Origin of the sequence: Bacillus sp. FSL H8-0547, from assembly GCA_038002745.1 — a bacterium.
GTDB lineage: Bacteria > Bacillota > Bacilli > Bacillales > Bacillaceae > Bacillus_P.
On sequence record JBBODD010000001.1, the window covers coordinates 2,746,117 to 2,767,149 of the forward strand.

The window sequence follows — 21,033 nt, forward strand, 5'->3', positions numbered from 1 at the left end:
GGAGGAAAACCGATGGAAAAGGAAAGAGATTACCGTTTTCACTTATATTTGCGCGGCATTATCCTGATGGGTTTTACGATGCTTCTTTTTAAACTCATCGTCACTGGGGACATCCGGAATTTCATTGCACCCCGGATGCTTCCTTTTATCTATTTTGCTGTTGTCACGTTTTTAATTCTCGGCGTTGTTCAAATCTGGAGAAGCGGCAGCAAAAAAACAGAAGAGCTTTACTGCAACTGCGGTTTTGATCATTCAGGAAAAAGCTCGCCAGTTCAGTCGCTTGTTATTTACTCGTTCTTTATTTTTCCGGTTGTAACAGGGTTTGTTTTCCCTGACACGGTTCTTGACAGCTCAATTGCTGCAAAGCGCGGCTTTAAAAACGGCCTGGCCCAGTCTCAGGAGCAGCAGGCCGGATCAGAAGAAAACGCTCAGATGGATGAAGATCTTGCTGATCTGTACTTGCAGGATCCGGATGAGTATATGAAGCAGCTTGAGGAACGTGTAGAGGAAAAATCGCAGTCTCCTGCATCAAGTCCGGACGCACCTCTTGAGCATCCGGACGGATTCGAGATTCAGGCGCCGCCTGAAGGGTATTACGAAGAGCTGGAAGCAGACATGCTGAAAATGGACAAAATCGTCCTGACAGAAAAAAACTATATCGCCATGACCAATATATTGGATAAAAACCCTCAGAAGTTTGAAGGCAAAGAAGTGGAAATGCACGGATTTGTATACAGGGAAGAGGGATTTGAAGAAGACCAGTTTGTTGTCGCGAGGTTTGGCTTATCATGCTGTGTGGCAGATGCTTCTGTGTATGGAACTCTCGCTTCCATCGAAGACGGGGAAACATACGAACAGGATGAATGGGTAAAAGTAAGCGGCAAACTAAAGAGTGTAAAGTTTAAAGACTGGACGCTGCCGAGTGTCGAAATTCAATCGATCAAAAAAATTGAGCAGCCGAAAGAGCCTTATGTCTATGAAGAATATTAAAAAGAGCGGGGCAGCTGCCCCGCTCTTTTTGTGATTATTTTAAAGCGTTAACGGCATTAATTAAACCGTGTCCTGCTTCACCGTCATATCCGTTCTTGAAAAGATCTACAGAAGAAGATTGGACGATGTGTTTTACTTGGGAAGGAGAAAGTTTGTCCTTTCCATGCTGGGCGATAATGACGCCTGCAAGTGCTGCGGCTTTTGGAGCAGCCATGGATGTGCCTGCTTTGTATCCGTATCCTCCGTTCAGAGTTGTAGCTAAGCACAGATACGAATTGTCTCGGCCAGCGCCTGTTGCAGGATCATAATTTGGTCCTAAATCACCGCCGGGAGCGATTACATCAATTTTACCTACACCATAATTCGAGTAAAAAGCAAGGTTTTTAAGCTGTCCGCCTGCAGAAACGCGAATCATGCTCTGGCTGCTCGGACTTCTGTGTGTAGCGCCATTGTCATCGCCCGATAGTTTTCCAGGGCTGCTGATGTCAAGGGCATTATTTCCGGCAGATCCGACAACCGTTACACCCTTTTTGATTGCGTATTGAATGGCTCTGTTGAACAGTCTTACGTCTGCTACAGTGTCCTTTGTTGCATATTCAGGGTTTTGGAACCAGTCGTAACCGCCAAGAGACATGTTGACAACATCCACATTGTCATCTGCAGCCGTCATAAGCGCTTCTGCGATATGCGCTGTTTCAGCTCCTCCTGTAGGACCGAATACGCGGTAAGCCGCTACTTTTAAGTCAGGACCGACACCCATTGTGCGGCCTTTTGCTGCAATTGATCCTGCAACATGAGTACCGTGGCTGTTCTGATCCATGGCATCGGGATAGCCCGGCACGAACGATTTCCCGTAAGCATAGTTCTCTTTTAGATCCGGGTGGTTGTAATCAATGCCTGTGTCGATGACCCCAACTACAATGTCATTGCCGTCAACGGATTTTCCTGTTCCGCCTGGGAGGGTCCATGATTCGCCATTGTTGGTTACTTGTTTAATGTCCCATTGCAGGGATTCATATAAATCTGCTGATTGTGTATTTGCTTCAGGTGTAAAGGCTGCTTCAACATCCGGTGATTCCGGGTAAAGCTTTTTTTGGACACCTGCATCCTGCACGCTGGAGGATTTTTTAATGGCTGTCAGAAAGTCCGGATTAGCAGAAGAAACCTCTACGGCACCAACCTTCTCAAGCTTGTCGCTTACTTTCCCTCCTGCTTTTTCAATCAGCTCCTGATAGCCGGATGGTAGAGAGTTTTCATTTTTGAAAACCACCAGATAGCTTTTTTCCGGAGCCTGGGCAGAACCTGTCGCAGCAGCCCCTCCAAATACTGCAGAAGCACAAAGTGCAGTACTTAACACTCCTGCCATAAATCCTTTTTTCAATGTCATGTATGTATCCCCCTTTATTTTCTTAATTTTCATTATAGTATAAAAACTAGATCGTTTTTCTTTATTGTTCGAGTGGTTTCGACAGATTTTTGCTGTGCTATCTGTCTATTGGTATGAGAAATGATAATATCTTACAATAATTAGATAGTAAGAACGGATATTTCTTTCCTGCAAAAGAGTGATGATAAATGGTGACTAAAAAAAGTGTCGAAAGTATAGTCCTAAATACACAAAAAGACGCCTTTGTGTGTCAGGCGTCTTTATCGTTAGTAATATGTTCTTTTTCTTGTGGTTTTTCCTCTTTTTGAAGAGGATCAATCGTGTGCTCATATTTATATGCTTTAGATGTTGTGAGTACACTCAGAAGAAGAACGATTAGAATAATGAGAATGCAGATCGCAAAAATTACATACATGCTGGTCCCCCCTGTATGTCCACATTGTATCAGATTTTCATGTCTTTTTTGTTTTATTTTTTGTGATTGTGGGTAACGTAAGAATAGATTTAAGGAGGAGATTCATATGTCTGAAAAACTAATTCAAACCGTCAACAAACAAGTGGCAAACTGGACTGTGCTTTATGAAAAATTACATAACTATCACTGGTATGTAAAAGGCCAGAACTTCTTCACCCTTCATGAAAAATTTGAAGAGCTCTACAATGAAGCACACATCCACATCGACGAACTTGCAGAGCGTCTGCTTGCACTTGAGGGAGCGCCAGTTGCAACGCTCAGAGAATGTCTGGAGCTGTCGACCATCAGCGAAGCAGAAGGCAAGGAGACCGCAGAGCAGATGGTTCAGTCCACTTTCAATGATTTCACAAAAGTGGCGGAAGAGCTGAAAGAAGGCATGGAGCTTGCCGATGAGGTAGGAGATGAAACGACAGGAGATATGCTCCTTGCAATTCATCAGAGTCTTGAAAAGCATAATTGGATGCTGAAATCATTTTTGGGAAAATAAGGCTGCCGGATGGCAGTCTTTTTTCGTGCAGTCCATTTTTCTTCTGATAGGATAGATGCTAGAACAAGTAGATGAAATAAGCATAAGATATAGGGATTTTATTTTCCATGAAAGGATGGCAAAAAAATGTCTCGTCCAGAAATGGGCCTGCTTATGCTGACTTCTGTCTACTTTTCGGTTTTGACTTTTATTATTGGAGAACTGCATGAAATTTTTCTGATCCTGCTTGCACTGATGGCCTTGGAACTGATTACCTTTCTGCTGTCCGATGTCATAAACAGCAATGGGAACCTTCTGAAAAACGCAGCCTCCAGATTTGGAGCAAAAGTCATCATCATAGCAGTCGTTGCTGTCGCCAACCTCATTGATCTCATTCTTAACACAAGCTATCTTCTCCGGGACGGCACGATCTGCTTCTATATCGTGTTTGAAGCTCTCAGAATCCTTCGCAATGCCCATTACGTCAAGCTTCCTGTACCGCAGTTTCTTATACGGATTCTTGAGTTTATTGAACAGCTGCTTAAAAGGTAGCCCCGAATAAATTGTCCGCTGTTGGGAAAAAAATAAAAAATGGACAAGTAAAGGGGTGGCTTTAACAAATGCCTGATATAAAACAAACGTATTATGTAACGGTGGCAAACGGAGAAATATCAAGACTCAGCACACAAGCGCCGTGGGACTATAAAATAGAAGCGACAGAGGAAGAAATTACGTCGCTCAGAGAATATTTTGACCAGGTGTATTCTTCTGACTGGCAGGGGTTTTTCAGGGCGCATGTGCCATACCTTGAATATCATTATGACAGGCAGAACGATGCAATTGACCAGACCAACATAAAGATTTTTGAAATGATTTATGAACTCGGAGACGAAGAGGCAAAGGAACATATCAAGTCTCAGGGGATATTAAAAAAGATTGAAGAACAACAATAGGTCTTATACAATTTCATTCATTGTGATAAGATTTTTATGGACACATAGAAATTGAGGGATTGGAAATGTTTCGATTTAAAGATTATTATCACAATGAAGTGCATTTATCGTTTGAAGAACATCCATTTTCAGAAAAACCGAAACACGTCTGGGTGATCTGCCGGTATGGAAACCGCTGGCTGCTCACCATACACAGGGACCGCGGCTATGAATTTCCCGGAGGAAAAGTTGAAAAGGGTGAAAACCCCTCAGATGCCGCTCTAAGAGAGGTAAAAGAAGAAACGGGAGCAAGTGTTTCTAAGCTGCATTATGTCGGGCAATACAAAGTGGTTGGAAAAGAAAAAACAATCATTAAAAACATTTATTATGCAGAAATCGACGAGATCATCCCGCAGGCTGACTACCTTGAAACAGAAGGCCCCATTCTTTTTGAAACACTGCCGACGGACATCGGAAGAAACCGCAGATTCAGTTTTATTATGAAAGATGACGTCCTGCTGAAAAGCATGGAACGAGTATTAGAGCGCTTTATGTAAAATCCCGGTTCAGAGGAAGCCGGGATTTTTTTTGTAAAAAAACCCTTTCGCTCTTGGAAAATATAGTAATATAAAGAGAGCGTGCTACGGAAAGGAGGACTACAATGACCCACAGTGAACCAAGATACATATGGATTGCCATTGCTTTGCTGCTTGCCGTTTCAAGCTTTTTTGTTATATTAATCGTTCCGCAGACGGTGCATAATGTTCTTTTTCATACTCCGAATACAGCCATTATCCAAACACCGAGACTTGTGCTTTATATGTACGGCATCTCAATTGCGGTGCTGGCCCTTGCCTGTTTTTTGATGTACCTGAACCAAAAGAAGCTCTGGAAAGCGGCGCTGCCTCTTGCTGTACTCGGACTGATCGGACTTGGTCTTGGAACGGACCATTATAAAGTCGTTACCTATGACGAGATAAAATTCAGCGATGCATGGACGTTTGCAGAAACAAGCTACAAATGGTCTGACGTAAAGGAAATTATTACGGAAGATTCGGAAGATCAAGCTGTCAATTGGCAAGTGAAGCTGTTTTTCAAGGATGGAAATGAACTTGTATTTTTAAGAGACAAACGGTTCAACAGCAATCATTCGAATTTTTATGCGGCTGCGAAAATGCATGGAGTGCCTTACAAGGGAATAAATGACAAATAAGACTTCCCCCTTTGGAGGAAGCCTTTTGTTTTATCTTTATACGCCGATTGCAAGATTTTCTTTTTTTAGATAATCAGCAAGAAGGTCCGGTGCGCTCAGATAAATGAGGCCGTTGCCTTCCAGGCTTTTTGGGAACCCAAGCGGGATGGTCCGCTTCATGAGCTGGGCGTAAATTTCCGGCTCTGACATTTTTCGTTCAAACTCGCTTTCAGAGAGAGGCTTCAGCAGTGCCAGAGCTCCCGACACATGAGGTGCCGCCATGGAAGTGCCGCTGAAAATAGCGTATTTGCCGCCGGGGACTGTCGAGACAATTTTTTCACCGGGTGCAACGGCATCTATTTCATTGTTGGAATTTGTAAAGTAGGATGACTTTCTCTGCAGGCTAACAGCTCCTACTGAGATGACTTCATTATAGCAGCCGGGATAGGAGAATTCGGACGTTTTGCTGTTGCCGTCTCCTTCATTGCCTGCTGCACAGACTACCAGGATTTGATTTTGAACGGCTTTTTGAACCATTTCATGAAGCTCAGGCACATCAGATGGTCCTCCAAGAGACATGGAGATGATGTCTGCTTTTTCTGAAATGGCATAATCGATTGCGCTGATAATCCATTCATAGGCGCCTGACCCTTCCTCGCCGCCCAGAGCTTTGAGAATAAGCAATTTAGCTTCAGGTGCAACGCCGACAACGCCCGAATCAGGGTTAACTGCTGCAATTGTTCCGGCAACATGAGTTCCGTGTCCGTTGTAGTCAGTGAAGTTTTCTGGATCGCCATTGTCATCATCGGTAAAATTGCGGCCGCCGATCACTCTGCCCTCAAGATCAGGATGCTGGGCGTCGCATCCGGTATCAATCACTGCAACGACTACGTCCTTTCCCTTAAACCCCTTACTCCAAATCGACGGGGCCTGAATCAGATTTACGCCTTCCGGAATCTGCTGAATATCTACGAGCTGGTCTTCAACTTGGTACGGGATTAATCGAACAGATTTTTCCATAAGAACCCCTCCTAATTGTTTCTCGCAAACTAGTAACCGGCAAATGAGCAGAGAATAATCAGAACTTTCTGTTAAATTCTATCATTTTCCAAAAACTCTTGCAAATGCCAAATAGACTAGAAAGAATATAGGATTCATGATTGGGGCGGGAGGTGGCAAAGCGAGGATGGTGCCCTATAAATCGGCTGGCGTGGAATAGGGGTATTAGAAAGCAAAAATAGTGCCCTATAATTCGGCTGGGGTAAAATAGAGGGTGCCCAAAAGGTAAAATGGTGCCCTATATATCGGCTGGCGCAAAATAGAGGACACTAAAAAGGTAAAATGGTACCCTATAAATCAGCTGGCGCAAAATAGGGGGTACCAAAAAGCGAAAATGGTACCCTATAAATCAGCTGGCGCAAAATAGGGGGTACCAAAAAGCGAAAATGGTACCCTATAAACCGACAAGCACAAAATAGAGGGCACTAGAAAGTGAAAATGAAAGGCTACACAAAAAATACAGCTGCCCGCGCAGCTGTATTTATTCTCTGTCTTTCACAAGCCTTCTCTCAAGCAGCTCCACCGCCTGATACATAATTGTGGCAAAGCACGCGATGATGATGAGAGAGAGGAGAACCAGGGTGAAGTTAAAGACCTGAAAGCCGTAAATGATCATGTAGCCGAGTCCTTTTGCCGATACGAGAAATTCTCCGACGATGACGCCTACCCAGGATAAGCCGACGTTGACTTTTAACGTCGAAATAATGGTTGGGAAGGAAGAGGGAAGAACGGCTTCTTTGAACATCTGCCATTTTTTTGCGCCGAATGTCTGCAGGACCTTCAGGTAGTTGGCATCAATTTCCCTGAATGCCGTGTAGACAACGATGGTTGTGATAATGATGGAGATGATGGCCCCCATTGCAATGATGGAAAAATAGCCGGGACCGAGTGCCACGATCAGGATGGGGCCAAGTGCAACTTTAGGCATGGCGTTCAAGATGACAAGGTAGGGATCAAGGATATTCGACAATCGTTTTGACCACCAGAGAATGGCGGCAAGAATGGTGCCCGCAAGTGTGCCGAGGATAAAGCCGAGCACGGTTTCAAACAAAGTGACGCTCAAGTTCGCAGCAAGAGAGCCATCTGCTGTTTTTTCCAAAAACAAGCTCCAGATCTTCGACGGGTAGCTGAAGAGAAGAGGATCAATCCATTCTCTCTTTCCCGCAAGCTCCCATAATGAAAAGAAAGAAACGAATATTAGAAGCTGGTAGAACCTTATCCAGTTCTTCTCTTTTTTTAGCCCTTTTAAATACGAGAGATGCAGCTGCTGCAGTTCATCCTTTTTCATCGAGAAGGTCCAGCTCCTTCCATATGTGCTGAAAGAGATCATTGAAGGAAGGGTGCTGCCTTGCCTGAAATGGCTCCAGCTTCTTTAGTTCTTCCGGGATGTCAAACGTTTTGGCCACTCTCCCGGGCTTTGACGAGAGAAGAAAGATGCGGTCGCTCATGGCGATGGCTTCCCCGATATCATGTGTTACAAGCAGTGCCGTTTTCCCGTAATCTTTCAGTGTGCTCCAGACAAGGTCTTCCAATTTAAGTTTCGTCTGATAATCAAGAGCCGAGAATGGTTCGTCGAGCATCAGAAGCTTCGGATCGGTGGTAAGCGTTCTGACAAGTGCCGCCCTCTGTCTCATCCCGCCTGAAAGCTGACGCGGATAGCTCTTCTCCACGTTTTCGAGGCCCATTTCAGCAAGGAGGGCAAGCCCTCTAATCCTTGCCTCCGGTGTCAGCTTTCCTCCAATTTTCAATCCTAGAAGAATATTCTCTTCGATGGTCTTCCAGGGAAAAAGATAATCCTGCTGAAGCATATAGCCGATGGATGAGGAGAACCGGTTAATAGGTTTTCCTTCCATCAGCACCTTGCCTTTTGTCGGAGAAATCAGTCCTGCTATGATGGACAGCAGCGTGGTTTTGCCGCAGCCGCTCGGGCCAAGGAAAGAAATGAATTCTCCTTCTTCAATTTCAAGGTCTATGTTCTCTAATGCAAGAGTTGCGGATTCTTTAGTGAAGTAGATGTGATGGATATGCTGGACCGTTAAGAAAGACATGCTGAAACCTCCTTACTTTGCGGCATCTTCAGCAAACTTTGTATTAACAAGCTCGGCGTGATCAATCCGCGCAGGAAGTTCGCCGGCTTCTTCCATGATGTCCTGAAGATTCGTCCATTCTGCTTCATCAAGGATCGGGTCTGTGGCAAATGATCCTTGAGCTTTATAGCGTTCAACCACAGTCGTGATCAGGTCGAGATCTGTATCTTTAAATTGAGGGGCAATGGACTTTGCAATTGTTTCCGCACTACTTTCTTCCACCCATTGCTGCGCTTTATAAATCGCTTTTGTGAATTTTTCAGCCGCTTCTTTATCGTCTTTCAGGAAGCTTTGTTTTGCCATAAAGGTCGTATATGGGACTTTGCCGGATTCCTCGCCGAACGATGCCACAATATGTCCGGTACCCTCTTTTTCAAAAATACTGGCTGTCGGTTCAAAGAGCTGGACGAAATCGCCTGTTCCTGAAGCAAATGCGCTCGGAATATTAGCAAAATCGATATTCTGAATCAGTTCCAGATCCGCCTTCGGATCAATTCCCTGCTGTTTCAGGACAAATTCGCCAACCATCTGCGGCATGCCGCCTTTGCGCTGGCCCAGGAACGTTGTGCCTTTCAGCTGATCCCAGCTGAAACTGTCTATTTTCTCGCGTGAGACAAGAAAGGTTCCGTCTGTCTGCGTGAGCTGTGCAAAGTTGATCACAGGATCCTTTGAGCCCTGGGCAGAAACATAAATGGATGTTTCAGAGCCGACAAGTGCGATATCAGCACCATCAGAGAGCAGGGCCGTCATCGTCTTGTCACCGCCCCACGTTGTCGTCAGTTCTACATCAAGACCTTCTTCTTCAAAAAATCCTTCAGACATCGCTGCATAAAGAGGAGCATAGAAAATGGAATGGGTGACTTCAGCGAGTCTGATTTTTTCCGGCTTGCTTTGATTGCACGCGCTCATTGTAAAGACGAGCAGAGCAAGCAGACAAAAGCCAATCAGCTTTTTTTTCATACATAATCCTCCTTGGTGACAGACACCATTAAAAATAGGTAAAATAAGTTTTCAGTAATGTAACGCCTGAAATAGTGTATGAATGCAGCGAAAATGTGTGAATGCCTATTATCGTTTTGTGAGGTGAAGGGAAGATGGAAAACGGATCGATTATTGAACGCCAGGTAATGCCGTCTCCCAATCCTGCTGTCAGACTGGAAATCGTCACCTATCTGTCTGAAGGCCTGAAGGTGAAGGGACTGCTCGCAGAACCTGTGCAGGAGGGAGTATTTGACGGTTTTCTGTATTTGCGCGGCGGCATTAAGAATGTCGGCAAAGTCAGACCCGGACGGATCGTGCAGTTTGCCTCTGAAGGGTTTGTCGTCATGGCCCCTTTCTACCGGGGAAATCAGGGAGGAGAAGGGAATGAGGATTTTGCAGGAGAAGACAGATATGATGCCCTGCATGCTTTAACGCTTCTAAAAAATCATTCGAAGGTTATCCACGGTCGGATTCACGTGTTCGGTTTTTCCAGAGGAGGCGTCATGGCGCTGTTTGCAGGACTGCTTGACCGGGATGTGAAATCGGTTGTGACATGGGGCGGTGTTTCGGATATGACGCTGACCTACGAAGAAAGAGAAGACATGAGGAGAATGATGAAGCGGGTGATAGGAGGGACTCCGTCCAAATATCCGGAACGGTATCACTGGAGAACCCCTCTTTATGACCTTGAAGACTGGCATGCGCCAATCTTGATCATCCACGGGATGCATGATCACAATGTGTCCGTTCAGCATGCTCATTTATTGGAGAACAGGCTTTTGGAACTCGGAATAAAAGCAGAAACGATGTACTTTGAGGAGTATACGCACTATTTTCCCCCGGCTGTAAACAGAAAAGTCGTGAGGGACCTTACAGCATGGATGAAAAAGCAGTAAAACCGGAAACGGTTATGATAAAATAAAGCTATATAAGAAGAGGAGTGATGAGGATGGGTATGCCTTTAGAGCTGAACACAATGATTGTGACCAAAGGAAGAGAGAGCAGGCTGGAAGAGAATCTTTTTTCGCTTGAAAAAGAGGGTTATCGCATTTATCCGCTAGAAATACCTGTTGAGGTCAGAAAAACAAAAGACGGCGATGTCAGCGGACAGGCTCTGATCAAAAAACTTGAACTAGCTGATTCAAAAACCATCCTGACGTATCAGCTGATTGCGCTGAAGTCGACAAATTAAAGCGTCTGAAATGACGTCTGCATACAAAAAGCTGCTGAGCACATCAGCAGCTTTTATCATTTAGCTGAAAAAGGGTTTTCGCCAATTGAGCAAACTCTTCTTGCTGTATCGCTGTCTTTTCAGCCCGTCCGTTGATCGTACGGGTGAGTGAGGTGTCGGTCAGTGTGACCGTGCCGCTGTCTGTTATTTTTACGGCCAAAGGCTTTTTGTTAAAAGGGGAGAATTCAGAATGAGAGATAACATCCTGTATTTCATCTAATTCTGACTCCTTCATTTCTCTTGAGTCAAATACATATCCTTTTTTCCAATCTGTATCCCTGCCTGAAAGCTTCATCTCAAGCAGATATTCTCCTGAAAACCCCGAAACCTCAGCCGCGCGGAACTCCCCATTGCGGGAGCTGATGACCTCTCCGTTCAGAGGAACAGGTTTCAACGGAAGATTTCCTCCAAACCCGGTATCAATCAGATAGTACCTGCTGTCGTGGTCAAGAAGGATGGCGGTATGTGTTCTTCCTGTCCGGCTGAAGCAGTTGTTATGGTGGTCATAGACCATTCCCCTGACCAACTTTACGTTCAAATGGTTTTCCAGCAGAAAATGATAGAGGAGGGGGTTCAGCTCATAGCAGAGCCCGCCTTCATTCAAAGCCAGCATTTTTTCCGTCAGGTTTTCTTTAGTGACGGGCTTTGTCTGTCCGGTGAGCACACGAAAATTTTCAAAAGGAAAAGCTGAGGCCGTCCGCTCAAGCAGGTCATCAAGCTGTTCAAATGAAATGGTGCTGCCGGCGGATAAACCCAGTCTGTTTCTGAACGCCTGATTAAGCTCCATGGAATCCCTCCTTTATATGGTTTTCATCCAATCAAGAAAGTCATGCAGTTTGTCCACTGAAGTCAGATTCTCATTGCATGTTTTGGCATCTTTGCAAATATAGTTTCCTTTTTTAACGTACGTTCCCTGCTCTGACCCTTTCAGCTCTACTGTGAAAAGTCCTGTCTCGGCGAATTTGCTGCAGATTGCACAGATGCCTTTCTGGTAACTGCTGCTGAAGGTGCCGCTGAGTCCGGTCCATTTTTCTCCGGCTTCCGCTATCATAAAGTATTTTCCCGTTCCTTTGTCGTGCCAGCCGATATAGGATACTTCGTTTAGTTCCAGCTCTTGTGCAAAAGAGGGAAGCTTTAATTTTTTTGCTTTCGGGAAAAGTTTTTTGACAGACTGCTCCGTTAACGGCCTAAAAGGAATGGTGTATGGACGCAGTTTGGCCAGATATGCATCAATGTCCAGCGTGTCTTGCACATCTGAAACAGGAGAAATAAGGTCTATCTGTTCAGAAGAAAGTTCTTTGAAAACAGCTATAGACCTTTCTGCCGCAAGTGATTTTAGTGCGTCTAAGACATGGCGGTCATTAGCCGAGCTGTGCCCGTTCACAAGAATCTGTGCCTGTGCCTTTATGTGGTTGTACTGGTCGCTTCTGATAAAAGGTTCCATTTTTTGATTCACTCCGCTTCTAAGCAGCCGGCTGAACCGGCTTTCTTTTATTATATGCACGATTCGTCCGTTTTTAAATGGATGGAACAAATAGAAGGAAACTCGGCATAAAAAGAGGGATGATCTTATTGATCATCCGCTGCTGCTTTTCGTTTATAGACAATTTTTTTTATAGTTTCAGTGGAAAGGAAATATTCCTGTGCAAGCTCCTGGATGGTGCTCCCGCTGCGGAAGGATGTACGGATGCTGTCATTTCTTTCATCTATCCATTTTCTGCTGCCGGAACAGCTTCCCCATTTTTGGCGACTCGATTCAGGCCTTGGTATATAGATAGACTCTCCCTGAATATACTGCTGAATTTCAGTAATCAGTCTGTCAGGAAGAACCTCATTTGCGTTAACATATTTCATTTCTGCCAGCTCCTTATTTTTAATTGAGAAATAAGGGCAAAGCCTGGCATTAATGGCGATGCGGAATGTTAGGCACGAATTGCCTTACTCGTGATTTGCCCCATGCAAAGGATCGCCTTATTAATACTGGGCTTTGCATGAGTTGCTGCAGTATCCGGCAAATGGAATAAGTCTGCCAAAGTGATCACCTCCTTAACTGCCTTTTTTATACAATACTATCATACGGCGGGGAAAAAGAAAAAACGTTTGGCTGCACCTGCGGCCAAACGTTTTTCTTTTAAACAGCTATTTTCGATTCGTTCATTTTTTGTTCTTTCTTTGTGCTGAACTTGTTTACAAGCATCGTAAGTGCACCGTCACCAGTTACATTTGTTGCTGTTCCAAGGCTGTCCTGAGCAAGATACAGCGCAATCATGAGTGATACCATTGTCGGATCAAAGCCGAGCATCGTTTTCAGCAGGCCGATTGCTGCCATGACCGCTCCGCCGGGTACACCCGGTGCTGCAACCATTGTGATGCCGAGCATTAGGATAAACGGAATCATCATTTCAACAGTCGGGTCTGTGCCGTTCATCATCATAACGCCCATCGCACAGCAGACAAGTGTAATGGTGCTTCCTGAAAGGTGAACCGTTGCAAGCAGCGGCACGCTGAAATCGGCTACTTTAGCCTGAACGCCTGTTTTCTTCACTTGACCAAGCGTGACTGGAATAGTCGCTGCCGATGACTGTGTTCCAAGCGCTGTGAAATAAGCTGGCGACATGATTTTTAAAAGTTTGAAAGGATTGTTTTTCGTCAGCAATCCGCTCGTACTGTATTGCAGTAGAAGCATTGTGAGATGCAAAGCAATAATCAGGATAAAGACTTTTGCAAAAACAGACAGAATGGACTGAACCTGTCCGCCGAATGTCATGTTGGCAAAGATTCCGAATATGTGAAACGGAAGAAGCGGAATGATGGCCTTTTTGATTAATTTTTCCACGATTTTCTGGAAGTCTTCAAATGCATGCTGCAGTGTGTTTCCTTTAATCGATGCAAGGCCGATTCCGATGATAAACGCGAAAAGTAGGGCGCTCATTACTTCCATCACAGGCGGCATGCCGATTTCAAAAAATGGTTTCTGAAGGAACTCTTCAGGGTTGTCTGTTTGGACGAGTTTATTTTCTGAGATAAAGGACGGCAGGATAAAGGATGCTGCCGCAAAAGCGAGTAAACCTGCAAAAATGGTGGACAGATAGGCAAAGCCTGTTGTCATCCCGAGCAGTTTCCCTGCCCCTTTTCCGAGCTGTCCAATACCTGGAGCGATAAAGCCAATAATAATAAATGGAATGGCAAAATTAATAAAGTTGCCGAAAATCCCGTTGAAAGTAGCAAAGCCTTTTACCAGCCATTCGGGAGAAATGCTTCCGATCATGACACCTAATGCGATGGCCAGTACAATTTTCGGCAATAATCCAAGCTTGATTTTCATTGATGTGTCCTCCTGAAAGATACATTTGTACATGAGTTATAGAAACTACTTTAGCACAGGCGGACTGAAATTTGTATAAAAAACGAGAATTTTATTTTATTAATATATGGAAATGAAGGAGAAGAAAAACAAAAAAATCTGTGCCGCAGTAGAGGGCACAGATTTTTTATCAGACTGTAGGTCCGCCAAGCGCTTCAATCTCAGCTGAAACGTTCTTGAACTTTTTGAAGTTTTGTTTGAATTGTTCCGCAAGCTCCTGCGCCTTTGCGTTGTAGGCTTCCGTGCTGTCCCATGTCTTCACCGGCTGGAGCACTTCATCAGGCACTCCCGGTACATGAATTGGAATTTGCAGGCCGAAGTTTGCATCGGTTACTGTCTCGACGCTGTCAAGCTCACCTTCAAGTGCAGACTGAACCATTGCACGCGTATACTTAAGCTTCATACGCTGACCTGTACCGTACTCTCCGCCGGTCCATCCCGTGTTAACAAGGAACACATTGGCACCGTGCTCATCGATTTTGCGTCCGAGCATTTCGGCATAAACTGTTGCCGGAAGCGGAAGGAATGGTGAGCCGAAGCATGTTGAGAACGTAGCCTGCGGTGATGTAATGCCGCGCTCTGTTCCGGCAAGCTTGCTTGTATAGCCGCTAAGGAAATGGTACATAGCCTGTTCTTTCGTCAGTTTGCTGATTGGAGGCAGAACTCCGAATGCATCAGCTGTCAAAAAGACGATTGTATGAGGATGTCCGGCAATGCTCGGCATCACAATATTGTCCATTGCTTCAAGCGGATAAGCTGCTCTTGTATTTTCAGTGAAGAATGTATCATCATAATCTGCCGCTCTTGTATCGTCATCTAGGACCACATTTTCCAAAACAGATCCAAATCGGATCGCATCAAAGATTTGCGGTTCTTTTTCTCTTGTGAGGTTGATGCACTTGGCATAACAGCCTCCTTCGATATTAAAAACACCCGCATTTGACCAGCCGTGCTCGTCATCGCCGATCAATTTGCGTTTCGGGTCTGCAGAAAGCGTTGTCTTTCCTGTTCCTGAAAGTCCGAAGAACAGGGCGACATCACCTTCCTGGCCGACGTTAGCCGAGCAGTGCATCGGCAGAATGCCGCTCTCAGGCAGAAGGTAGTTCATAACAGAAAAAATGGATTTCTTCATTTCGCCGGCATATTCCGTACCGCCGATTAAAATCGTTCTCTTTTCAAAAGAGACAATAATGAATGTTTCGGAATTTGTTCCATCAACAGCAGGGTCTGCTTTGAAATTAGGTGCAGAAACGATTGTAAATGGATTTGTATGCTGAACTAGCTCATCTGGACTTCCAGGCTGGATAAAAAGCTGCTGGGCAAATAAATTATGCCATGCAAACTCGTTTACAACCTGAATCGGAAGCCGGTATTTCGTATCGGCGCCGGCGAATCCTTTGAAAACAAAGAGCTCATTGCGGTCTTTTAAGTATGATAGGACTTTTAAGTATAGCTTTTCAAATGCTGCTTCTGAGAAAGGCTGATTCACAGAACCCCATTCAATTTTGTCTTCTGTGGATTTTTCGTTTACAATGAATTTATCCTTAGGTGAGCGGCCTGTATATGTGCCTGTAGTTGCACGTACAGCTCCCGTTGATGTCAAAACGCCTTCTTTTCGCTCCAGAACCTTTTCTACAAGAACTGGAACCGATAAGTTATGAAATGCATTTTCCCCATTAAGTAACACTTCAAGCTCGTTTGTGATTTCGATTGAATTCATCCCATACCCATCCTTTACCTATATTTCGGAATTTTATCTATAGTTTCATCCTGCTCTTGTTAATTAGTATAACACATTAAAATAAATAGTCTATACTATTTAACTTATTCTACGTGAAAATTCACGAAATGGAACAAATACCGCTCTGTTTTCCTCGAAAATGAGACATATATAATAGAAGTGTTTCGTCCCCACCTTTTTGTGGAAAAGAAGAAAGAAGAGTAAAAAAAAGGAACATAAAAACCTTGTCATTTTTTGTTGACACCTGTATAAAAAGTGCGCTATCATATGACCTTGAACGGATTCTCTTATCCCGAGCTGGTGGAGGGACAGGCCCTGTGAAACCCAGCAACCTGCTTTACCGGAAAAATTCATTTCAGATCAGAATGCCCTGGGTGAATTTGAAAAGCAAAGGTGCTAACCTGATGCAAGGCGAAAGCCCTTGATCGATAAGAGCGAAAGGCTGCGAATTCAGTAAATAACCTTTCCTCGCGGGAAAGGATTTTTTATTTTTAAATGACATTTTGCCTGAATGTACTCGTGGATTCTCCTAAAACATGCCAACTGAAATATTTTGCCGAATGGTCAAAATATGAAAGGGAATGAGTTCCGTATCATCTACCTTTTGAGGAGGAAAACTTTAATGACTAAACAACGTCGTCTGTTTACTTCAGAGTCAGTAACTGAAGGTCATCCTGATAAAATCTGCGACCAGATCTCTGATTCGATTCTCGATGCAATTCTTGAAAAAGATGCAAATGCCCGTGTAGCGTGCGAAACATCTGTAACAACAGGTCTTGTGCTTGTTGCCGGTGAAATCACAACTTCTACTTATGTAGACATTCCTAAAATTGTCCGTGAAACAGTTAAGGAAATTGGCTACACTCGTGCAAAATACGGTTTCGATGCTGAAACTTGTGCAGTACTTACTTCCATCGACGAGCAGTCAGCTGACATCGCCATGGGTGTTGACCAGGCGCTTGAAGCCCGCGAAGGAAAAATGACTGACGAGCAAATCGATGCAATTGGTGCAGGTGACCAGGGTCTTATGTTCGGATATGCGAACAATGAAACAAAAGAGCTTATGCCTCTTCCAATTTCACTGGCTCACAAGCTTTCCCGCCGCCTGACTGAAGTGCGTAAAGAAGACATTCTTCCTTACCTTCGTCCGGATGGAAAAACTCAGGTAACGGTTGAATACGATGAAAATGACAAGCCTGTGCGCATTGACACAATTGTTATTTCAACTCAGCATCACCCTGAAATCTCACTTGAGCAAATTCAGCGCAATGTAAAAGAGCATGTTATTAATCCGGTTGTTCCGAAGGAATTAATCGACGAAGATACAAAATATTTCATCAACCCGACTGGACGCTTTGTTATCGGCGGACCTCAAGGGGATGCCGGTCTGACTGGCCGTAAGATCATCGTTGACACTTACGGAGGCTACGCTCGCCACGGAGGCGGCGCATTCTCAGGCAAGGATCCTACAAAAGTTGACCGCTCAGCAGCATATGCAGCGCGCTACGTTGCTAAAAACATTGTAGCTGCAGGTCTTGCTGACAAGTGTGAAGTTCAGCTTGCATACGCAATTGGTGTTGCACAGCCGGTTTCTATTGCAATTGACACATTTGAAACAGGTAAAGTGAAAGAAGATGTGCTGGTAGACGTTGTACGCGAGAACTTCGACCTTCGTCCTGCAGGCATCATCAATATGCTGAACCTTCGCCGTCCAATTTACAAACAAACGGCTGCTTACGGTCACTTCGGCCGCAACGATCTTGACCTTCCATGGGAAAGAACGGACAAAGCAGAGGCTCTTAAAGAGCAAGCGTTAAACCGATAAGATATCAAAAGATGAAACTTGCGTTTAAGCGGGTTTCATCTTTTTTTGAGCTCATTTTTAGAAACATTAGGCCAAAATCTTTTTTTTATGTAAAAATATGCAACTTTCCGGCAGTTTCTGTCGTTTCACAGGCAGTCAAAAAGCTGGAGGGAAAAAAATGTGCGGTTTTGCAGGTGTTGTTGATTACAGTCAATCAAAGAAAACGGAATACATGGAGCTTATAAAAAATGCGGGCAGGATGATACGGCACAGGGGTCCGGATGACGGCGGGATGTTTGAGGATGAGCACGTGATTCTTGCATTCAGAAGACTCAGCATCATTGACGTCAACGGCGGTCATCAGCCCATGTCTTATCAAAACGGCCGCTATCACATTGTGTTTAATGGAGAGATTTATAATTATGTGGAGCTTAGAAAACACTTGCTTTCAAAAGGCGCTTCATTAAAAACGGAAACAGATACAGAAGTGATAGTCGCGCTGTATCACTTGTACGGAGCGGAAGTCGTCGATTATTTGAGGGGGATGTTTTCCTTTTTAATTTGGGACAGATTAGACAGGCACCTCTTTGGGGCAAGAGACCATTTTGGAATTAAACCGCTCTACTATATAGAAAATGGACATACGGTCCTTTTTGCTTCAGAGATGAAAAGTATAAAAGAATATTGTTCAGATCCTGTGATTGATGGCCATTCATTGCAGCATTATCTATCCTTTCAGTATGTTCCGGATCCCCGCACCATACAGAAACATATTCAAAAAGTTCCGCCAGGATCTGTCTTTTCAAAGCATATTGGACAGCCCCTTCAGATTGAACGCTACTGGAAGCCGATGCTTGAACCAAAACGGCAGGCTGATGAGAAAAAAATGATCAGGAACATTCAGGAGGCGCTCATCGACTCTGTGAAGCTTCATATGAGAAGTGATGTTCCGGTTGGTTCTTTTTTGTCGGGAGGGGTAGATTCCAGTATTATTGCCTCCATCGCAAGCAAGTATCATCCCGGGCTGAAAACATTTTCTGTCGGCTTCAGGCAGTCCGGCTACAGTGAAATCGACGTGGCAAAAGAAACGGCCGCTGCCATTGGAGTAGAGAACGTATCCTATTATGTGGACCATGAGGAATTTATGAGAGAGCTTCCGAAAATTATCTGGCATATGGATGATCCGGTTGCAGATCCTGCTTCTATTCCGCTCTATTTTGTTGCAAGAGAAGCCAGAAAGCAGGTAACCGTTGTTCTCTCGGGTGAGGGCGCAGATGAACTTTTTGCCGGATATAACATTTATAAAGAACCTGGAGATTTATCTGTGTTTACCTATATGCCAGATTTCTTCAAGAAAGCGCTCAAACAGCTGTCAGCCATCTTCCCTGAAGGAATGAAGGGAAAGAGTTTTATCGAAAGAGGCACAACTCTCCTGGAGGAAAGGTACATAGGGAATGCAAACATTTTTTCAGCATCAGAGAAAAAGATGATGCTGAAAAATATGGAACAGGATGAAAAGCCAATCGGAATTACGAAATGCCTGTTCGAAGAAGTTCGCCAGCTTGACAGTATATCAAGGATGCAGTACATCGATCTTATGACATGGCTGAAAGGGGACATTCTTGTGAAGGCGGATAAAATGACAATGGCACATTCTCTTGAATTGAGGGTTCCCTTCCTGGATAAGGAAGTTTTCCGGGCGGCTGCGCAGATTCCGCATGAATGGAAAGTGAAAAATAGTGAAACCAAGTATCTGCTTCGGAAAGCTGTCCGTGATTTGGTTCCTCCCCATGTCCTGCACAGACGGAAACTTGGTTTTCCAGTCCCAATCAGGGATTGGCTTAAAGATGAAATGTATGAGTGGGCAAGGCTGCTCCTCATGGAGAGCGGGACGGATTACCTGCTGGATAAGACTCTTGCTCTTGGGATGCTTGAAAAGCACAGAAGGGGCGAAGGAGATTACAGCAGGAAAATTTGGACAGTATTGACGTTTATTCTGTGGCATCAGGTTTTCATCGAAAAGGTTTACACGTTCAGGCCGCTTGAGCTTGTCCATTCCTGATTGGTGCATAAGCGGAATATAGAAAGAATCGTGCAGAGTATGGAAAATGGCAGCAGAAGAAAGGGAGAGCGCATGATGGCGGTCTCCCTTTTATTAAGCGTACCGGATGTAGGACTGCTGATGAAGCACGTCATTGTACTCATGAAGAAGCCCTTCAAAAATAGAATCCCACGTCTGTGTCAATGCATATGCACGGGAGCTCATGCCCATCTGATAACGGAGAGCATCATTAGTAAGAAGTGTTTCAATGGCACCGGTAAAACTTGAAACGGAACCGGTTTCGCAAAGATAGCCTGTTTTTCCATGCTGGATGATGTTCTTCACTCCGCCTGAGTTTGCTCCAATTACCGGTGTTCCTGAAGCAAGTGCTTCCAGCACAACGTTTCCGAATGTTTCGGTTGGTGAAGGGAACACAAATAGATCTGATCCCGAGTAAATCTTAGCGAGCTTTTCGCCGCTTGCATAGCCTGCAAAAGTCATATTGTCAGGTGCCCCGTTCATCATTTCTTCTTTTGATGGCCCGTCTCCGACGACAAGGAAGTGAACCTTGTTTTTTAATTGAGGCGGGAGCTGATGGGAGATTTTCATAAAAGTCTCCACATCCTTTTCCGGGGCGAGCCTTCCTACATAAGTCAAAACAAATTTTTCTTTTATCTGATATTCGTGAATGATCTCCCTGCGAAGGTAGTTGGGATGAAAAAGCTGACAGTCTACGCCCCGCGACCAGATGCGGACATTGTCAAATCCCTGATGCAGCACCTGCTGTTTCGTTTCTTCCGAGGGCACAAAAACTTTCTGCAGGGGGCGGTGGAACCAGAGCATATATTTCCATAATAGCTTCGAGAAAATCTGCAGATCGTAAAATTCTAAATACTGGTCAAAATCTGTATGGTATGAACCGACTAGGGGAATATTTAATTTTTTGGCATAATGCAGTCCGCATAGACCAATGTTAAAAGGAGTGGCTACATGGATGATGTCGGGTTTGAATTTCATGAGTTCTGATTTTACTTGCAGCATGTTCGGCCATGCAAGTCTGCATTCCGGATACAGAAAAAAGGAGGAGCTTGCAAATCTGTGAATATGACTGGAAAAAAGTGATTCCTTCGTGCTCTCCGGTGCAAAAACTTTGTATTCGTGACCCTTTTCTTCTAAATAATCGGTAAGACGCTTTAACGTTCTCGCAACACCATTTACATCAGGTGCAAATGTGTCTGTGAATATCGCAATTTTCATCTTTACCCCTCCATGAGTCTGCTGCA

General features: G+C 44.5%; 22 protein-coding genes and 1 riboswitch. Of the genes, 10 read left to right on the forward strand and 12 right to left on the reverse strand.

The window, feature by feature from the left end:
* Positions 1-12: 12 nt before the first annotated feature.
* A complete protein-coding gene (locus MHB63_13525; GenBank protein MEK3807535.1) occupies positions 13-990 on the forward strand; it encodes a TIGR03943 family protein in 978 nt (325 codons plus the stop codon).
* Positions 991-1,024: 34 nt separating this feature from the next.
* Here the strand turns inward: MHB63_13525 and MHB63_13530 are convergent, their stop codons facing one another.
* Both MHB63_13530 and ytzI read right to left on the reverse strand, forming a co-directional pair.
* The gene (locus MHB63_13530; GenBank protein MEK3807536.1) at positions 1,025-2,377 is read right to left on the reverse strand and encodes a S8 family serine peptidase; all 1,353 of its coding nucleotides are present in this window, start codon (positions 2,375-2,377) and stop codon (positions 1,025-1,027) included.
* Between the two features lie 250 nt (positions 2,378-2,627).
* The gene (gene ytzI / locus MHB63_13535) at positions 2,628-2,792 is read right to left on the reverse strand and encodes a YtzI protein (GenBank protein ID MEK3807537.1); all 165 of its coding nucleotides are present in this window, start codon (positions 2,790-2,792) and stop codon (positions 2,628-2,630) included.
* A 106-nt stretch (positions 2,793-2,898) separates the two neighbouring features.
* Between ytzI and MHB63_13540 the strand changes: the two genes are divergently transcribed.
* The 5 genes from MHB63_13540 to MHB63_13560 all read left to right on the forward strand — a co-directional run bounded on the left by MHB63_13540 (position 2,899) and on the right by MHB63_13560 (position 5,463).
* Positions 2,899-3,339, forward strand: coding sequence for a Dps family protein (locus MHB63_13540; GenBank protein MEK3807538.1), 441 nt, complete (start codon positions 2,899-2,901; stop codon positions 3,337-3,339).
* A 126-nt stretch (positions 3,340-3,465) separates the two neighbouring features.
* Positions 3,466-3,870: a phage holin family protein gene (locus tag MHB63_13545; protein MEK3807539.1), complete on the forward strand. Its 405-nt coding sequence runs from the start codon at positions 3,466-3,468 to the stop codon at positions 3,868-3,870.
* A 68-nt stretch (positions 3,871-3,938) separates the two neighbouring features.
* A complete protein-coding gene (locus tag MHB63_13550) occupies positions 3,939-4,271 on the forward strand; it encodes a hydrolase (protein ID MEK3807540.1) in 333 nt (110 codons plus the stop codon).
* Between the two features lie 65 nt (positions 4,272-4,336).
* Entirely contained in the window at positions 4,337-4,807 is a 471-nt protein-coding gene (gene ytkD / locus MHB63_13555) for an RNA deprotection pyrophosphohydrolase (protein MEK3807541.1), read from the forward strand.
* Between the two features lie 104 nt (positions 4,808-4,911).
* A complete protein-coding gene (locus MHB63_13560; protein ID MEK3807542.1) occupies positions 4,912-5,463 on the forward strand; it encodes a hypothetical protein in 552 nt (183 codons plus the stop codon).
* A gap of 36 nt (positions 5,464-5,499) precedes the next feature.
* Here MHB63_13560 and MHB63_13565 read toward each other — a convergent pair whose 3' ends face one another.
* The 4 genes from MHB63_13565 to MHB63_13580 form a co-directional block, all read right to left on the reverse strand.
* Positions 5,500-6,462: a S8 family peptidase gene (locus tag MHB63_13565; GenBank protein ID MEK3807543.1), complete on the reverse strand. Its 963-nt coding sequence runs from the start codon at positions 6,460-6,462 to the stop codon at positions 5,500-5,502.
* Between the two features lie 520 nt (positions 6,463-6,982).
* Positions 6,983-7,789, reverse strand: a complete 807-nt coding sequence (locus MHB63_13570) for an ABC transporter permease (GenBank protein ID MEK3807544.1) — start codon at positions 7,787-7,789, stop codon at positions 6,983-6,985.
* A complete protein-coding gene (locus MHB63_13575; protein ID MEK3807545.1) occupies positions 7,776-8,549 on the reverse strand; it encodes an ABC transporter ATP-binding protein in 774 nt (257 codons plus the stop codon). The genes MHB63_13570 and MHB63_13575 overlap by 14 nt, the downstream gene beginning before the upstream one ends.
* A gap of 12 nt (positions 8,550-8,561) precedes the next feature.
* A complete protein-coding gene (locus tag MHB63_13580) occupies positions 8,562-9,548 on the reverse strand; it encodes an ABC transporter substrate-binding protein (protein ID MEK3807546.1) in 987 nt (328 codons plus the stop codon).
* A gap of 134 nt (positions 9,549-9,682) precedes the next feature.
* Between MHB63_13580 and MHB63_13585 the strand changes: the two genes are divergently transcribed.
* Both MHB63_13585 and MHB63_13590 read left to right on the forward strand, forming a co-directional pair.
* Positions 9,683-10,465: a prolyl oligopeptidase family serine peptidase gene (locus MHB63_13585; protein ID MEK3807547.1), complete on the forward strand. Its 783-nt coding sequence runs from the start codon at positions 9,683-9,685 to the stop codon at positions 10,463-10,465.
* A gap of 53 nt (positions 10,466-10,518) precedes the next feature.
* On the forward strand, positions 10,519-10,761 hold the full coding sequence (locus MHB63_13590) for a DUF2584 domain-containing protein (protein MEK3807548.1): 243 nt from the start codon (positions 10,519-10,521) through the stop codon (positions 10,759-10,761).
* A gap of 43 nt (positions 10,762-10,804) precedes the next feature.
* Here MHB63_13590 and MHB63_13595 read toward each other — a convergent pair whose 3' ends face one another.
* The 5 genes from MHB63_13595 to pckA all read right to left on the reverse strand — a co-directional run bounded on the left by MHB63_13595 (position 10,805) and on the right by pckA (position 15,884).
* Positions 10,805-11,587 (reverse strand): arylamine N-acetyltransferase, encoded by a 783-nt coding sequence (locus tag MHB63_13595; GenBank protein MEK3807549.1) that lies wholly within the window; start codon positions 11,585-11,587, stop codon positions 10,805-10,807.
* Positions 11,588-11,599: 12 nt separating this feature from the next.
* Entirely contained in the window at positions 11,600-12,244 is a 645-nt protein-coding gene (locus MHB63_13600) for a FusB/FusC family EF-G-binding protein (GenBank protein ID MEK3807550.1), read from the reverse strand.
* Positions 12,245-12,369: 125 nt separating this feature from the next.
* The gene (locus MHB63_13605; GenBank protein MEK3807551.1) at positions 12,370-12,654 is read right to left on the reverse strand and encodes a CD3324 family protein; all 285 of its coding nucleotides are present in this window, start codon (positions 12,652-12,654) and stop codon (positions 12,370-12,372) included.
* Between the two features lie 277 nt (positions 12,655-12,931).
* Positions 12,932-14,119 carry a dicarboxylate/amino acid:cation symporter gene (locus MHB63_13610; GenBank protein ID MEK3807552.1) on the reverse strand — a complete coding sequence of 396 codons (1,188 nt, stop codon included), beginning with the start codon at positions 14,117-14,119 and terminating at the stop codon, positions 12,932-12,934.
* A 175-nt stretch (positions 14,120-14,294) separates the two neighbouring features.
* Positions 14,295-15,884: a phosphoenolpyruvate carboxykinase (ATP) gene (gene pckA / locus MHB63_13615; protein ID MEK3807553.1), complete on the reverse strand. Its 1,590-nt coding sequence runs from the start codon at positions 15,882-15,884 to the stop codon at positions 14,295-14,297.
* Between the two features lie 305 nt (positions 15,885-16,189).
* Positions 16,190-16,340: riboswitch (SAM riboswitch) on the forward strand.
* A 187-nt stretch (positions 16,341-16,527) separates the two neighbouring features.
* Between pckA and metK the strand changes: the two genes are divergently transcribed.
* Both metK and asnB read left to right on the forward strand, forming a co-directional pair.
* On the forward strand, positions 16,528-17,730 hold the full coding sequence (gene metK / locus MHB63_13620) for a methionine adenosyltransferase (protein MEK3807554.1): 1,203 nt from the start codon (positions 16,528-16,530) through the stop codon (positions 17,728-17,730).
* A 157-nt stretch (positions 17,731-17,887) separates the two neighbouring features.
* Entirely contained in the window at positions 17,888-19,771 is a 1,884-nt protein-coding gene (gene asnB / locus MHB63_13625) for an asparagine synthase (glutamine-hydrolyzing) (protein MEK3807555.1), read from the forward strand.
* A gap of 93 nt (positions 19,772-19,864) precedes the next feature.
* Here asnB and MHB63_13630 read toward each other — a convergent pair whose 3' ends face one another.
* Positions 19,865-21,007: a glycosyltransferase family 1 protein gene (locus MHB63_13630; protein MEK3807556.1), complete on the reverse strand. Its 1,143-nt coding sequence runs from the start codon at positions 21,005-21,007 to the stop codon at positions 19,865-19,867.
* Positions 21,008-21,033: the final 26 nt, after the last annotated feature.

What these genes read in the sequence shown, in the direction of transcription:
- MHB63_13590 (MEK3807548.1), top strand. Translation starts at nt 10,519, where the DNA reads ATGGGTATGCCTTTAGAGCTGAACACAATGATTGTGACCAAAGGAAGA.
- MHB63_13560 (MEK3807542.1), top strand. Translation starts at nt 4,912, where the DNA reads ATGACCCACAGTGAACCAAGATACATATGGATTGCCATTGCTTTGCTG.
- MHB63_13545 (MEK3807539.1), top strand. Translation starts at nt 3,466, where the DNA reads ATGTCTCGTCCAGAAATGGGCCTGCTTATGCTGACTTCTGTCTACTTT.
- MHB63_13525 (MEK3807535.1), top strand. Translation starts at nt 13, where the DNA reads ATGGAAAAGGAAAGAGATTACCGTTTTCACTTATATTTGCGCGGCATT.
- MHB63_13530 (MEK3807536.1), bottom strand. Translation starts at nt 2,377, where the DNA reads ATGACATTGAAAAAAGGATTTATGGCAGGAGTGTTAAGTACTGCACTT.
- MHB63_13540 (MEK3807538.1), top strand. Translation starts at nt 2,899, where the DNA reads ATGTCTGAAAAACTAATTCAAACCGTCAACAAACAAGTGGCAAACTGG.
- pckA (MEK3807553.1), bottom strand. Translation starts at nt 15,884, where the DNA reads ATGAATTCAATCGAAATCACAAACGAGCTTGAAGTGTTACTTAATGGG.
- MHB63_13585 (MEK3807547.1), top strand. Translation starts at nt 9,683, where the DNA reads ATGGAAAACGGATCGATTATTGAACGCCAGGTAATGCCGTCTCCCAAT.
- MHB63_13600 (MEK3807550.1), bottom strand. Translation starts at nt 12,244, where the DNA reads ATGGAACCTTTTATCAGAAGCGACCAGTACAACCACATAAAGGCACAG.
- ytkD (MEK3807541.1), top strand. Translation starts at nt 4,337, where the DNA reads ATGTTTCGATTTAAAGATTATTATCACAATGAAGTGCATTTATCGTTT.
- MHB63_13575 (MEK3807545.1), bottom strand. Translation starts at nt 8,549, where the DNA reads ATGTCTTTCTTAACGGTCCAGCATATCCATCACATCTACTTCACTAAA.
- asnB (MEK3807555.1), top strand. Translation starts at nt 17,888, where the DNA reads ATGTGCGGTTTTGCAGGTGTTGTTGATTACAGTCAATCAAAGAAAACG.
- MHB63_13570 (MEK3807544.1), bottom strand. Translation starts at nt 7,789, where the DNA reads ATGAAAAAGGATGAACTGCAGCAGCTGCATCTCTCGTATTTAAAAGGG.
- MHB63_13550 (MEK3807540.1), top strand. Translation starts at nt 3,939, where the DNA reads ATGCCTGATATAAAACAAACGTATTATGTAACGGTGGCAAACGGAGAA.
- MHB63_13630 (MEK3807556.1), bottom strand. Translation starts at nt 21,007, where the DNA reads ATGAAAATTGCGATATTCACAGACACATTTGCACCTGATGTAAATGGT.
- MHB63_13595 (MEK3807549.1), bottom strand. Translation starts at nt 11,587, where the DNA reads ATGGAGCTTAATCAGGCGTTCAGAAACAGACTGGGTTTATCCGCCGGC.
- MHB63_13580 (MEK3807546.1), bottom strand. Translation starts at nt 9,548, where the DNA reads ATGAAAAAAAAGCTGATTGGCTTTTGTCTGCTTGCTCTGCTCGTCTTT.
- ytzI (MEK3807537.1), bottom strand. Translation starts at nt 2,792, where the DNA reads ATGTATGTAATTTTTGCGATCTGCATTCTCATTATTCTAATCGTTCTT.
- MHB63_13605 (MEK3807551.1), bottom strand. Translation starts at nt 12,654, where the DNA reads ATGAAATATGTTAACGCAAATGAGGTTCTTCCTGACAGACTGATTACT.
- metK (MEK3807554.1), top strand. Translation starts at nt 16,528, where the DNA reads ATGACTAAACAACGTCGTCTGTTTACTTCAGAGTCAGTAACTGAAGGT.
- MHB63_13565 (MEK3807543.1), bottom strand. Translation starts at nt 6,462, where the DNA reads ATGGAAAAATCTGTTCGATTAATCCCGTACCAAGTTGAAGACCAGCTC.